The 14,393-nt window shown below is 54.2% G+C and carries 12 protein-coding genes; 3 read left to right on the plus strand and 9 right to left on the minus strand.

Going from position 1 to position 14,393, the window contains the following annotated elements; genetic code table 11:
* Nucleotides 1–84: 84 nt before the first annotated feature.
* The 6 genes from ACLQMU_RS03045 to ACLQMU_RS03070 all read right to left on the minus strand — a co-directional run bounded on the left by ACLQMU_RS03045 (nt 85) and on the right by ACLQMU_RS03070 (nt 5,135).
* Entirely contained in the window at nt 85–687 is a 603-nt protein-coding gene (locus tag ACLQMU_RS03045; protein ID WP_424039303.1) for an NAD(P)H-dependent oxidoreductase, read from the minus strand.
* Nucleotides 684–1,496, minus strand: coding sequence for a class I SAM-dependent methyltransferase (locus ACLQMU_RS03050; protein WP_424039301.1), 813 nt, complete (start codon nt 1,494–1,496; stop codon nt 684–686). Before ACLQMU_RS03050 ends, ACLQMU_RS03045 begins: the two co-directional genes overlap by 4 nt.
* 203 nt (nt 1,497–1,699) lie before the next feature.
* Complete coding sequence (locus ACLQMU_RS03055; RefSeq protein ID WP_422148723.1) at nt 1,700–2,836, minus strand: PAS domain-containing sensor histidine kinase; 1,137 nt, start codon at nt 2,834–2,836, stop codon at nt 1,700–1,702.
* Nucleotides 2,837–2,865: 29 nt separating this feature from the next.
* On the minus strand, nt 2,866–3,471 hold the full coding sequence (locus ACLQMU_RS03060; RefSeq protein WP_424039300.1) for a chemotaxis protein CheX: 606 nt from the start codon (nt 3,469–3,471) through the stop codon (nt 2,866–2,868).
* 5 nt (nt 3,472–3,476) lie between these two features.
* Nucleotides 3,477–3,839, minus strand: a complete 363-nt coding sequence (locus tag ACLQMU_RS03065; protein WP_422148725.1) for a response regulator — start codon at nt 3,837–3,839, stop codon at nt 3,477–3,479.
* Between the two features lie 393 nt (nt 3,840–4,232).
* Nucleotides 4,233–5,135, minus strand: a complete 903-nt coding sequence (locus tag ACLQMU_RS03070; RefSeq protein WP_422148726.1) for a metal-dependent hydrolase — start codon at nt 5,133–5,135, stop codon at nt 4,233–4,235.
* A 210-nt stretch (nt 5,136–5,345) separates the two neighbouring features.
* Here ACLQMU_RS03070 and ACLQMU_RS03075 point away from each other — a divergent pair, with 210 nt between their 5' ends.
* Both ACLQMU_RS03075 and ACLQMU_RS03080 read left to right on the plus strand, forming a co-directional pair.
* Nucleotides 5,346–6,083, plus strand: coding sequence for a hypothetical protein (locus tag ACLQMU_RS03075; RefSeq protein ID WP_422148727.1), 738 nt, complete (start codon nt 5,346–5,348; stop codon nt 6,081–6,083).
* Nucleotides 6,084–6,400: 317 nt separating this feature from the next.
* Entirely contained in the window at nt 6,401–7,594 is a 1,194-nt protein-coding gene (locus tag ACLQMU_RS03080) for an archaellin/type IV pilin N-terminal domain-containing protein (protein WP_422148728.1), read from the plus strand.
* A gap of 145 nt (nt 7,595–7,739) precedes the next feature.
* Here the strand turns inward: ACLQMU_RS03080 and ACLQMU_RS03085 are convergent, their stop codons facing one another.
* Nucleotides 7,740–9,425, minus strand: coding sequence for a type II/IV secretion system ATPase subunit (locus ACLQMU_RS03085; RefSeq protein ID WP_424039296.1), 1,686 nt, complete (start codon nt 9,423–9,425; stop codon nt 7,740–7,742).
* Between the two features lie 401 nt (nt 9,426–9,826).
* Nucleotides 9,827–11,149 (minus strand): PKD domain-containing protein, encoded by a 1,323-nt coding sequence (locus ACLQMU_RS03090; RefSeq protein WP_443673535.1) that lies wholly within the window; start codon nt 11,147–11,149, stop codon nt 9,827–9,829.
* 137 nt (nt 11,150–11,286) lie between these two features.
* On the opposite strand from ACLQMU_RS03090, the gene ACLQMU_RS03095 reads away from it, so the two are divergent.
* Nucleotides 11,287–11,922 (plus strand): hypothetical protein, encoded by a 636-nt coding sequence (locus ACLQMU_RS03095; protein WP_424040223.1) that lies wholly within the window; start codon nt 11,287–11,289, stop codon nt 11,920–11,922.
* A gap of 205 nt (nt 11,923–12,127) precedes the next feature.
* Here ACLQMU_RS03095 and ACLQMU_RS03100 read toward each other — a convergent pair whose 3' ends face one another.
* Nucleotides 12,128–14,134: a PKD domain-containing protein gene (locus ACLQMU_RS03100; protein WP_443673536.1), complete on the minus strand. Its 2,007-nt coding sequence runs from the start codon at nt 14,132–14,134 to the stop codon at nt 12,128–12,130.
* Between the last annotated feature and the right edge of the window lie 259 nt (nt 14,135–14,393).

Here is a 14,393-nt window from a genome sequence, read left to right on the forward strand (position 1 = left end):
CAGACCGGATGCACCAACGTTCAGGGTTATCTCTCTTTTGAGCGCACGGGATTCGGGTAAAAAAGGTTGAAGGGATCCGGTGGATCACTCTGGGAGCCGGGGAAAATACTGTCTCGCGGTTGCATCAACTTCCGCAAGCCACGCTGTCCGCTTCGCATCCGTGCTGGTCACAACCACCGTAAACATGCGCCGGTGAAATACCGGAACCCCACAGAAAGAGAAGACGCATCTGCCCCAGAGCAATTCCAGCGGGTCGCCAAAAACCTCGTCTTCCCGCTCCTTTTGGGTATTTGCAGTGTTGAAGACAAGGGCAGCCTGTGCCTTGAGAAGACCGACCGGGACCCCCTCACCGTCGTCCCCTTCACAAAACCGGTACGCGACGCCGGGGCGGATGACCCGGTCGATCCACCCTTTCAGGATAGCGGGGGGTTGCCCCCACCAGTCGGGATGGACGATGATAATGCCATCCGCTTCCTGAATCTCCCGGCAATGCTGTGCGATGAGCGGGTCGAGCGGTGCATCCCGGGGGATCTCATCGTACTGCAGCACCGGGTCGAACCGCTCCGCATAGAGATCGTGGAAATGTACCGCGTAGCCGTGGTCCGTAAGCACCTGCACCACGGTGTCAGCAATGGCGTGATTGAAACTTCCCGGACGGGGATGGGCAAGAATGACCGAAACGATCACGGCAGCACTGTCCCGGTCGCCTTGAAAAACGTATAACAGAACACGCCATCCGGTTCGCAGGTGCGGTGCAGATCCGCGATTCCCTGCTCCCACTCGCTCTCCGTCATCATCCCCCGCTCGAGCACGGCGTTTCTGACCCCTTCGACCATAGCGGTAAATGTCCGGCGCGTGAACCCTTCGACAAGCGCCGGCAGCGAGGCGTCGACATACACCACACACGGCGACACCTGCACCCCGGCATACCCGGCCTGCACAAGCAGCGGGAAGAGTTCCCGGCCGACAAGCGCATTTCCCCCGGCCTCCCGCTGGAGATCGACCAGGCACCGGATGGCCGTATCTGCCGCTGCACTTTCCGGGTGGAAATATGCGGAGCCGTGATCGCCTTCGATCACGGTGATGGTTCCGCCAGGTTTGAGGAGCGGCCGCAGTCCCCGGAGTGCCTGTTCCGGGTTCGCGAGGTGTTCCAGCACGAAGCAGACAAAGATATGATCGAAACTTCCTGGAGCAAACGGGAGGCTGAAGAGATCGCCTGCCTGGAACGTCACGTTGGTGATCCCTTCGGTCCGCACCCGTGCCGCCGCATTCCGTAGAGAACCGGGGGATATGTCGACTGATATAATCTCTGCACCGGGGCTGTTCTTTGAAAGGATCACCGTCTGGGCGCCGGTCCCGCAGCCGGCTTCGAGCACCCTGCTCCCGGCCGGGTACCGGGTATCGTAGTGAAGGAGAGAGGTCAGGGTACGAGCCTGGTCGCTGAGCCGTTCTGCTTCCCGGTCTGAATACCCGTGAACATAATCTGCCCCGTTCATAGTTATCTGGCAGGATACCGGTGCAGCTTCCCCATTATAAAAACGTGGCGCTTGTTTTCGGGAAACTCCTGTTGCCCGGTGAAATGCGACCCGTTCATGATGGCTCTCATACCGTGGTTCTTTTATGTATCGCACTGCAGACCTTCCTGAAGTAAGGGGGAGAAGATCCTCCCCGGGACCCGCAGGTGGCTTTCCCCGGATAGCTATTCAGGTTCCTGCGGCTTCTCCACGGGCAGCGCCCTCATAAACCGGTATCCGTCCTTGGGGATAACGATCTCGAACCGTGCACCTTTCCCCGTCACACCAGTCTCCCTGATAGAAATTCCGGTTATCGCAAATACTTCCCGGGTATGGTAGAGGGTGAGTTTTGTCTTTGTGCCGAGACCTTCCCGAAAGATACGTTCCTTGTCTTCGGCTGGTATACCAACCCCGTCATCCCCGACCGTGAGAATTCCGGTATCCTCCCGGGTGCTGAACGAAATCCTTACCTGTGTTGTTGTTTTCCCATGCCACTTCGCATTCTCCAGGAAGTTCGCAAAGATATGTTCAAGGAGCGGTGGGCAGTATATCCGGAGATCCTCGATTTCAGGGCCTGACGTTACCTGGAAAAACTGCACCTGCACCATTGCCTGCTTGATAACCTGACGCAGGTAATACCATTGGGGGGGTTCTTTTCCCAGTTGTTCGAAATCCAGCATCAGGGAGATATATTTTTCAATGAGTGAGAGCTGGCGGTCGATCTTGCCTGCTGTAGACTGGATCTCGGTAATATCGTTGAGGGAATGACTGAGGAGGTAATTGTACCCCCGTGCAGCAGTCAGCTGGTTCCTGATGTCCTGAAGGGTTATGACCGAGAAGAGGCTGAGTTTTGCATTTGCAATCTGGAGAGCCTCTTCTGCCTTTTTCCGCTCCGCAAGTTCCCGCCTTGCGATATCCCGCATATTCTGAAACCCGGTTATCTGGTGGCTGAGGTCGGTCACATCCTCGATAACCAGCATCGCATGAACCTCGTCGCCTCCCAGCCGCACCGGGAGCACCGCTCCCCTCTGGACCCGGGAGATCCCGTCAGGCAACAGGGCGGGGATGAGATGCGGGTGGAATTTTGACGAAAGATAAACCGGGGTTTCCCCGTCAAAAACCTGAGGTAAACGGGTGGCGACCGTGGGTTGATTAAGGGTGGGGAATTCAAGAAGGAGGTTCTTTTCCAGGATCTCACCCTTTTTGATGCCGGTCCATTCTTCGAGGCACCGGTTCCAGAACAGGATGGAGAAGTCCTTTCTTATGATGACAATCCCGGAAGGAAGCATATCGAGCAGGGCAAGGCATTCAGTGCTGATCACGGGACCACCCGGGTTTTCCACGGCAAATTCTACCCGTTGGTTTTGCGTAAGCTCTTCATCAGCTGCTCCATGGATCCTACCTCAAGGACAAGGAGGATCGTCCCTTCGATTTGCATGGATTCTATCAGGAACTGGGTGCGGGCGATGACGACCCAGGCATCGCCCTCAGAGGTGAGATGGTTTGCTGCGATAGAGCTGAGCTGCCCTTCGTAATAGACCGGCAGGGAGAACGAGAAGTGTTCTGAGAGAACATTTGAGATCGAGCCCATAACCGCGTTGATGATAATGTTTCCCACTTCCTTGAGGGTCTCGACCTGCACTGAATCCATATCGGTCGCAGGACTCTGGTCTCCGGACAAGAGATTAACGAGGGACAAAGCACTATCCTGGGGAAAGACCAGCGCCGTTACCCCGGAGAAATTCCCCTGGAACTCCTGCATGACCGTCGAGAGAATGTCCGTCCCGAGAACGGTTTTGTAAACATCGGCGATTTCCCCGATCGGGACCAGACGGAGCTCCGGAACCCGCAGCTGGATATGCGAACCGGTTATCTCGTTGAGCAGCCCCGCCGCCTTTCCCACCCCGATATTGATTATCTCGGTGATCGCATCACGGAATTCATCGTCAACGATCATGCACATCACTGAACCCGGATCGCATCCCGGACTGCTGAAAGTACCTGGTCCTTATTCACCGGTTTGTTCAGGACGGCGTGTGCACCCAGATCCCTGCACCGGAGCGCAGTAGTTTTCTGGATGTCTGATGTGACGATAATCACCGGGACGTTCAGTTTTTTCGCACGGAGGGCTTCGAGAACCTGGAACCCGTTAACATCAGGCATAAGAAGATCGGTGATGATGAGATCCGGCTTCAGCTGTTCGGTACGTTCGATTCCCTCTCTCCCGTTTTCTGTCAGAATAACCTCGAACCCGCTTTCTGTCAGGATTTCAGAGAGAATCTTTCTTTGGAACGAGGAATCTTCAATGATCAGGACTTTTGCCATATGCAATCACCATCAGGATAACCGAACACCGGCTCTCTGCATTTAATAGGGATCGCTAAAATCTAAAAGGATTGCTATTAATGATTGCCTGATCCCATCCAGGCACCAGACAATATTCCCGGTGGCGTATCCTGTATGCTGATAACGAGCCGGACTTACCTGAAATCCCCAGGGTTTTTTCTCAAAAAGAGACCGGAAATTTCCAGGGGGCGGCCAGTACCCTGGCAAAACAAGATACCAGTGTCATCCGGATTCCGGCTCACGCAGCGATGATTACCAACCACCGGATGCCAGGCATAAACAGTATCGGGTTCTTAAAAGCGATCCCAAAAAAAATCCCCGGAACACTTAGCATCCCTGGGTATCTCCCACGGTCGGGGGGGGGCAGATCGTTCAGGCCGGGAGCCGACCGGCCGAAGACATGACGATCTGCCTGAAGTGCGGCGGGTAGAAGATCCTTCCCGATACCCGCAGAGGATCGGAAAAGATGATGGCATCACCCTCTTTTTCCGCAGTCATGATATACGAGTGGTACCGCAGCCGTCGTACTTCAGGCAGTGCGAGGTACGGTGCAATTTCATCCGGGCTCGTCTTTCTGAATTTTGGATAGTTCACCGGTTCGCTCATCCCAATCCCAATCCGGTAATCCCTTACGGTCCACGCATCGGCACTCTCGCCAATCACCAGCCATCGCCGCGGGTTTATGGTGGGAACTGCACGCCCGGCGCCAACAAGATGCGCATGTGCCACAAGGTATGCGATGACCCGGACGAACATGAATGCACCGAAGATTGCTGCATAGGCAAACATTCCGCCGGCAAGGGTAACCATGCCGAGCGCCATCCAGATCAGGAAAAAGAGGCTTGTCGCCATGAGGAGCAGGCTGGGGCCGGGGAGGACGCAGAGCGTGTATTTCCGGTCGGAGACCGGCGCGAACAGCGGGATGCCGGGGCAGGCCGGCAGGTCGAGACCGATGTGCAGGAACGCGCCGGCAAGCACGGCGGCAAACCCGGCAGCGCCGGCCCGGACAAGAACCGCCGGATCGATAAACCCGGTAAGGACCGCGAGGTTCATGCCGGCAAATGCGATGACGGACAACACTGCCGCACCCGCGAGGCTGTGGACGATTCCCCCGTGGGTAAAGAGGTAGAGCGAGGGCTGCCGGTCAGAAATAAGCGAGAAAAGCACATCGGTATCGATGATAACGGTCCCAAGCACGGCAAACGGCAGGAGCTGCGGGAAGCCGAGTGCGTACGCAAGGATGGCGGCAACGAGCGCGTGAGTGAGGGAGTCCACGAGATCCGGTTACCGGCAGGACTACAAAAGGCTGCCCGTCCCGGCAAACCCCCGTCCCGATCATAAATGATGGCCGGTTCCGGCAGCCCTGCTCCTGCTCGTGACAGAGGAAATGACCGGAATGATAGATATAACCCGGTGGTTATATCACCGGAAAGTAGTCAAAACCCGGGCGACAAACAAACCCTTACCAGGAGGGTCGAACCGTACATGATACTACCGCGACTCAACCGCCTCCGGAATCTGCAGAAAACCGGGTATGTTTTCCTGATTGTCCTCTGCATTGCCGTTATTTTTACGGCAGGGTGCGTTGACAGCGGGACGACTTCGGCCGCTCCGGCTCCATCGGTCACTCCTGCAGCCTCAGCGATCGCCTCGTCCCGCTCCCTGCCGGCGTCGCTGTCCCTCGACCCCATTGTCGGGATCTGGAGGAGCCCGGGTCCAGCGTACCAGTTCGGGATTGCATTCGATGTACATGGAGAAACGCAGGAAACCTATGCAAATCAGCCCGCGGTCATTTACAACGGAACGTGGCAGCTAGCGGGAGGCAACACGTACCTCGTGACCCGCGATACCGGGGAAAAGACGGTTTGGATCTATTCCCCTGGTTCCAATACCCTCTGCAAACAGGCCGTCCCCGGTATCACCTATTCGTTATATCAGGGAGTGGCCGGTGCCAACACATCGGCGGCGTTCTTTTCCGGGACCGGGGACATGGTGATCCCCTTTACCGCGACCAGGACCGGCCGGTGGGTGTTTACCATGAGCTATGCCGGTTCCGGTAATTATATCGTCTGGCTTACGGACAACCTGGGCGGCCGGCTCGCCCTCCTCGCAAACGGGATTGGCACCTATTCCGGCGTTAGCCCCCATAATCTGGACATGGGAAAATATTACCTGAACGTGACAGCAGGCGGCCCGTGGACCATCCGGGCAGCGCTGTCCTGATTCGGCCTTTTTTCCTGCATGGCGGAGCGGCGGGGAAGGTTTGTCACCGGCAGGACTTCACGGGCATGGAAAGGGCAAGGAAGTGAAGGGAGGCAGGAAACGAGCGACGAAGAACGAGCAGTTAGAAAACCAGTGCCGTGCGTACCATTTGAATACATCCGGGACAAGAGCGGGCAGATTTTCGTAATATGCCGGCGTAATCAGGTTTTTTAAAAAATAGAGAATAAATATAGAGGCATGAAGTTATAGTATAGTTTGATATATAAAAAATAAGTAAGTAATTTAACCGAGAATAGCCAATATCCTGATGATATTCCATGACCCGGCCGTTGAATGATCAGGGTGTTTCTGTTATCATCGGTACCCTTCTGCTCATCCTGATAGTTGTAACCGCTGCGGCCGCTCTTGCACTCATGGTCTCACAGCTGCAAAAAAACGAAATGACCCAGCAGTCGCACCTTGCAGCGGTAAAAGCCGAGAATGTCCAGTTCGCCAGTGTGAACTTCCAAAACGACCCTGTTGCCTGGAGCCAGCCGCCTTATAACATTACAACGTCGGGAAACTGGAGTTCAGTCACCCTTCACCTGGTAAACCTGAATACAGACGATGTCAATATCATTGCTATTGCCGTATCAGGCTCCGGCTCAGGCAACGCACAGTATGCCAGTAATATTACCGTGATCAACGCAACACTCAATGGCCTGCCACAACAACAACGGTATAACCAATCCTCAGCGGGTACCTTCAACCTGGACATCCCCGGAACCCAAAGCCGGGAAATTCAGATCAATTTTACCGATGGTTTCCCCTCTTCCTCCCTGTATATAGGCACCCATGATCAAGTCAGGATCATGATCATGACTTCGCTCAATAACTTCTTTGAACAAACATTCAAGCCCCCTAACCCGATCGTCCAGTCCAGCATCGCTACAGAAAGTCTCGGCGTATTGCAAAGAGACGTACTGGTGCTGGACGGTTCACAATCCACCTCGGACAATACCATTAGTACATGGAACTGGACCATTGTGAATGCCGCGAATGCTTATCCTCCGGGTTCGGGTAATTGCGGCGACACCCTGAACCTGACGAATCCCGTCGCACAGCAGGGAAAGACCATTCGTTATAACCCGGCAGTCCCCGGGCCGTTCTGCGTGAACCTCACGGTCACCGATAATGTCGGCATGATGGCAACATCAAATTATATCAGTATCCCGGCCGATACGCAGTTTTCGCCACCGGCTAATATCGTTGCCACCTACAACAGTCCACCGTTTGTGAATGTTACCATCAGGGATATCAATGGCAATTCCGTACAGGGTGCTGTCGTGAATTATATCGCAGAGCAAAGCCAGCAGTACGGGAATCTGACATTGAACGATTATGTTGGAACTACTGATATCAACGGAATGAATAGTACAAATATCACCTGCGGTATTGGAACGGTCAAAGTAGTTTCGGGCCAATTATCTCCCATTGAAGTGGCGGTCAGGGCTCCAAACACGGGATGTTAAGAACAACAGAGAATGGATTGTACCTGCTGCTTATTGCTCAGGCATACGGAAGATGAGGGTATATCCACTTCACTCCTTTTTGATATCACGAACAGTTCCAGAGAAACGGGAAAAATCTCAAAGGCAATCCCTGTAAACGAGCGCATCATCCTGCAACTCCCGTTCGATCCTCAACCAGTTTCATCACGACAGGCTTGTCGCGGTAATATGCACGGATCTGTTCTGTCACCGCATTGTACTCCCGGATCCCTGCTTCCTGCATCCAGAGGAGAAACGCCGTCCGGTCCTTGAGTTCCCTGTTGAGAAGATCCTTACTTACCCCATGGGTGTCCCGGATCTTGTCAAAGAGAAAACTCCGGCCCTGGTACTGGAACTGGTCGGCATCAGGCAGCCATTTAAAAACCGTGTTAGTGATAAGATCTCCTGAGTCCCGGTCGAGCTCCAGCATCTCGACGATATTTGCCAGCCGCCGCATGCTTCGCTCTCCTTTCTTGATGTGCATGGGAAAGAGTACGACATCAAGGTTGGAAAAGAGGCTTCGCGGGACATTCATGGGGTTTGATTCCACACGGGCGAGGAGTTCGTCCATGGAGCCGGCGTGGATGGTCCCGAGAGCCGCATGCCCCACGGCAATCGCCTGGAAGAGCGTGAATGCCTCTCCCCCCCGTACTTCACCCACGATGATGAACTCGGGACGCTGCCGCAGTGCCGCAACAAGGAGGTCGTAGAGCGAGATATCCCCCGGCGTTTTGGAGGATGCCCCGCTCACCCCGGATACGGATTCTCCCCCACTGGAACTGCCAAACCCGGCCCGCGTAATGGACTGGATCCAGTTGGGGTGCATCAGGTTGAGTTCTGCGGTATCTTCGATAGAGACGATCTTGTATTCTGGCGGGATGAAACTGCACAGGACGTTTAAGAAGGTGGTCTTACCGGTCGCAGTCCCGCCGGAAACGAGGATTGAACGCTTGTACTCCATGAGGATCCACAGGTACGCCAGTTCCATCGCGTCGACCGAATGGTAATCCATCATTTCGACCGGTGAGATCGGGTTTGCGCGGAATTTCCTGATGGTAAACGTCGACCCTTTCTTGGTTACTTCCCCGCCCAGGGTAAGGTTCCCCCGGCTTCCGTCAGGAAGCGAGACATCCCGGATCGGCTGGAGGAGCGAGATGTGCCTCCCCCCGACCTGCGCGAGTTTTAAGACAAAATTGTTGAGTTCCACCTCGCCGAATTTCACATTGGTCCGGACAGACCCGTAAATACGGTGCTGTACGTACAGGAAGATGTCAGAACCGTTGCAGCTGATATCCTCGATGTATTTGTCTTTCATCAGGCTGTCAATCCGGCTGTACCCGAGATATTGTCTTTTGAGGGTGAAAAACATCCGCTCTTTCTGGTGTTCTGACAGTTTGAGCCCGAAGATGTTGACCAGGGAATAAAACCGTTCCCGGAGATATTCGGTTCGCCGGTCCCCTTCAATAATCTCGATGTTTGTGCTTACGAGTTTCTCAAAGGCACGCTCGACGATATCGAGCGCGACCTTCTCATCCTCGGAGAGCTGCGGTTCCACCACGTTGTAGATGAGCGCCCCGTCTTTTTTGCTGTACTCGATATGGATGAACTGGTACGGGGGATCGATCGGATACGTGATATTGACATCCCGGAGCGAGCCTTCCAAGGAGGGGGTCCCAAGCTCCCCGGGATCAAAATCAAGGGTCTGAATGTCCTTTTGAACCGGGGATGCAAACAGCGACCTGATCCGCTGAACAAACGAAGGGGTGACAGCCTTTCCGTCAGCCGGTTGGCCTGCATCAGCAACGGGTGGCACGGGTTCCGGTTGAGAGGCCGGATCCTGATGGGTCTCTGTCGATGCCTGCAGGGGCGCGTGCGTTTCCCCGGCAACACCAGCGGGTAGTTCATCACTGTCCGGTTCTATGAAAAACGACGTTAATTTTCCGGCAGGTTTCTGGGGTGCGTCAGTCCCCGTTTCAGGCTCAGGTTCCGGTTCAGTAAAATACTGCATAAATTTCTGTATACGCGAGGCGGATGACCCACTGTCTGGAGGGCGTTGTGCCGCCCCGGTTTCCGGGCCGGAACTCATTTGGGGGGGGTTTCCGTAATCCGTGTTTAATTGAGAGACCTGGAGATCAGAACGGATATCATCCGGGGTAATATCGGTATCTGCTTCGCTAAAAAATGATAAAATCCTGCCTGAAAATGCGTTAGGTTTCATGATATGGTGATGAATGCGGTCTTGTTCAGCCATGCGGTTCCCTGCGCATTCGTTGCGGAATGACTCACGTTATACGACCCGGAACTGGCATACTGGTGCGACGGGTTCTGGTAGGTGCTGGTGTACCCGTCGCCAAAATCCCAGTACCAGGAGGTGGGGGCGGGAAAGCCTGAACTCTGGTCGCTGAAGATGACGGATGTCCCGGGGGTCCCGGCAGTCGGGACAGCGGTGAACGATACGACGGGGAGCGTGTAGACCGTGATCTGACCGGGTTGGGAGCTCCGCCATCCGTCGTGACCGTTGGTAGCGTTCATATTTACCGTGTAAACTCCCGATGTCGTATACGTGTGAACCGGATTTTGGAGGCTTGAAATCGCACCATCGCCGAATAGCCAGGACCATGACGTGGGCTGATCGGTCGATGTATCGGTAAACTGGACAGTAAGCGGCGCAAGACCGGTTGTCTGGTTCGTGGCAAACGATGCAGTTAAGGGTAAAACGGAGATCCCACCGGTATTCCAGCAGGAGCCCAGGCTATTTGTTGCCTCCAGCCGGACGGTATAGTCTCCTGAGGTCGTATACGTGTGCACCGGATTCTGGAGATCGGAAGTCCCCCCGTCGCCAAAGTCCCAGGACCACGACAGGGGCTGATCGGTCGATGTGTCGGTAAACTGGACCGTGAGCGGCACAAGACCTGTTGTCTGGTTCGTGGTGAACGATGCAACAAGGGGACAGACAGAGATGGTCGTTGAATTGCTGGATGTCCCCAGAGTGTTTGTAATGGTACGGGAAACCACATAATAACCGTATTGATTAAAAACGAGAACAAGAGCCGGGTCGCCTGAGGAACTTACATTCCCGCCAGTCCACGACCACATCCACGAATATGGGGGAGTATTCGTCCCGGTTGCCGTGAACTGGACTGCAAGAAATGGATTTTGTTTAAAATAGGCCATAGTTATGTTCGATGAAAACGTGCTTACGGGAGCGTTCACCTCAGAAGCCGTACCGGTACTGTTGGTCAAACCGCTCGTGCATGTCAGCCCTGTGCAGGTAATAGTTACTGGTGTAAGAGTTGCATTGACCTGAGCACCCTGAATATTTACCGATGACGCGTTTGCTGGTGTCTGGGTTGTTATCACCGGGGGACTCACCGGTGGAGTGGTCGATTCTCCTGCAATGTAGGTTTCCGGTAACGTAGGAGTTGCTGCTGACGTGGCCCCGGTAGTTTTATTTGTACCGGGAAGTATGGCCGAACAGCCGCATACCCCCACCAGCAGAACGATGAAAAGGCATGCGATCATCCCCCACTTATACATATTTAATTTTCAATCACTATAGTCTTAAATTATTCTATTATCAAAAGACAGGTTTTACGAACTGTTCGAAAATGGATCTGGTAGTTACCATGAATAGCGGAGAAAGATTGAAGAAAATGCCGCCCCTATAGTTAGTGATGATGGAACGATATCGTGCAATTCTCCTTCTCCTTCTCATGACTGGGGGTTCCATTTTTTTTGCCGGCTGCACAGCTCCGCGGATGGGGGACACCCACAACACGACCATTGTCATCCAGAATTATAATACATGGGCAGATCAGCAGAAAACATACGACGATCAGGTGCATTCCGCCCTGACCCAGATAGGGAATAATGTCGATACCTATAACCACGAGATTGCACGGGACCAGCCCGATCTCGGGTTGCTGAGGAAGAATGTCGCAGCAGACCGGCAGATCCTTGACGCATGGGGAACCAGCAGTACGGCACTGGGGTCTGCCACCGATTCATTCACGACTGACACGACGCCTCTGGATTTCGGAAGCGATACGGAGTCTTCTTATCTCAGCGGTCTGCTGGCTCAGGATATGAAAATCTATTCCATCGATATGATCAATGCGCAGCAGCATTTCATCGATTATAACCGCGATCTCGGACAGTATCTGACGCCGGACGATCCGGATTACTGGGACGACTCCCTGCGCATGGCCGCTATGGATGCAAAGGCCCAGGCATTATCTTCTGTTGAAGAGGGCAATGCTGCACTTTCAAATATTACTGCGACGGCACAAACCCTGCAACAACGCCAGTAGCCTTTTTACCCCCCTGCCACAGTGCAACGGAACCTGTATCGCCCCCCGGGATTGGTGCAGCTGGTTTGGGGTGGCTGCAACCGGCTCTCATCACCGGCTCCCCTGGAACCGGGTGGAGGGCTAAAATCCGGAAAAATAATTTTTTCATCCGGGGCCCTATGGAAATATACATTGATTATTGGCGGGTTTTCGGGCAAATGCCATCTTATTGCAGAATCCAGTCCTGAACCGTCTGGTTTTCGGCACCTTCAATATAGGTTGAGTTTCCTGATATGAGGGACAACGATCCCTGTTCGTTCATACCAAGACTATAGATGCGGATCCAGGCATTGTCCAGATCGGAAAGTACCCTGTACCCGTTGATGGCCTCATACGTCGGGGCCGCATTTGGCGGGAAATAATACGTGAGACCTGTCTGGAACCGGTCCATGGAGGGAATGTAAATACTGTCAATCTCTCCCACGTCTAAAAGCTCGCCGTTTACATAGACTGCCATATCCGGGAAATCAAACTTGAGGATCCTGTTGCTGTCAATGGTGATATCTCCCTGCTGGTCGCTGTCTGCCACCATCCGCACGATTGCACCTTTCGGCAGTTCCCGGTACGTCCCGTTGAGGGTAATGCTCGCGGGGGTGTTGGAGACGACAAATTGTATGCTTGAGTCCTTTTCGAGATAACCGGGTTTTCCCGTATTGACGACGATATCGTTGTTCGAAATGTTATACGGCGAGGTAACAACGATATAACCGGTTTTGATCATGTCGCTGCTGCCATAGATATTGTTGACGGTAAGCCAGACGTTATAGGTCCCTACATCCGTGAAGGTGATCGTGGGGTTCTGGTCGGTCGAGACCGCAAAAGGAGAGGTAGCGGTGTTATAGAAGGTCAGGTTCGACGAGGTCTCCTGGAATGTCCAGTTCCATGCCCACGGGGACCCGGTAGATTGATCGGAAAACCTCACCGTGAGGGGTTCCGGGCCCGTGAGCGGCCGGGCTGAAAAGTTGGCCACAACCCGGGGCGGCGTTACAATGACTGCATCCTCTGTTGTGGCAGTATCGGTCTGATCACTGCTTTTCACGGTCAGGCTCACCGCGTACGTCCCCGGGGATGTATAGAGATGCACAGGATCCTGTTCTGAAGATCCGGTGCCGTCCCCGAAATCCCATGACCATGTAACCGGTAAGCCGGCCGAGAGATCCGTAAACGACACGTTGAGCGGAGGGTCTCCCCGAGGGGGGGATGCGGTGAAACCGGCGATCAGGGCGGACGAGATGGAGAACCGGGTCACCATTCCCTCGTAATACCCGGGAAGCGCGACGACGGTCAGGTCGTTTGCGGCATCCATCGTATCCTCGGTAACGACAATGTATGAGTTCCCCGGCCCGGCGAGGATTTTACTGCCGTTGATGAGGACCTGGCGGACCTCCCCGGTTGTCGGTACGATGGCAAACGTGAGATTTGCATGATAATTCCGGACTGACGGGACCACACAGTCGCCGAAACTGCCCATTGAGACCTGTGTACCATTTACAAAAAGGGTAGCGTCCGCAAGACTGCAGCCCAGGATGTTTCCATGGCGGAGCGTGATGGTTCCGGTGGTGTCCGAGTCGGCCCGGATCTTTACAACAGATCCTGCGGGGAGTTGCGTGCTGATGCCGTTGACGGTAACAGATGAGGTGCTGTCGGCGGATACAAAGGACAAAAACGAGCCCTTCTTTACCATTCCCTGGCGGAGAGAGTCGATAAGTACCGGGCTTTCGGTGTCCTTGCGGGTATCCAACACATCATATGCGGTCATGGTTTTTCGGGCGCCGTCCCCCCGCGTGACGGTGAGGGTGACATTATAAATGCCGGTCTGGGCGTACTCGTGAACCGGATCCTGATCGACCGCTGTCGTGTTGTCGCCAAAATCCCATAACCATGCCGTCGGATCTCCCCGGCTCATATCGAAAAACTGTACGGAAAGATTCGACGGGTACCCGGGGGATGCCAGAAAATCTGCGATGAGGGGACTTTCAAGGGAGGCATTGAGGAGAGATCCTGCATCGGCAACGGGCTGGGCCGGGGTCGCGGTGACTTTTGGAGCGAAGATATGCGCAATATTACCGGGGCCCGGCACTACATGGAAATATATCCCAAGCGCAAGAAAGAGAATGACCAGCCCGACCGCAAAAGCGATGATAACTTTTTTCCGGATTCGGGGGATCTTCATTTTCATGTGATTGCCTCAAAAGGGTGCGTCCCGGAAAGAACAGGGAACCTTCTCCGTGATATGCCGCCGGTCGTGCACCTTATGGCGCCTGTCATCCGGTTTGGCGGCTTTGGGGAATCCGGCATTCGTTCACTCATTTTTGTCGTTCAGCCGAAATATATCTTTTCAATTGAGAATATTGAGATTGTGTAATTACTCTCCCTTTGCCCGGCAACACGCTTCCCGCATGGGATCATGCGTCGGTCCCTCTCTTCGGCTC

Origin of the sequence: Methanoregula sp. (assembly GCF_052325125.1) — an archaeon.
GTDB lineage: Archaea > Halobacteriota > Methanomicrobia > Methanomicrobiales > Methanospirillaceae > Methanoregula.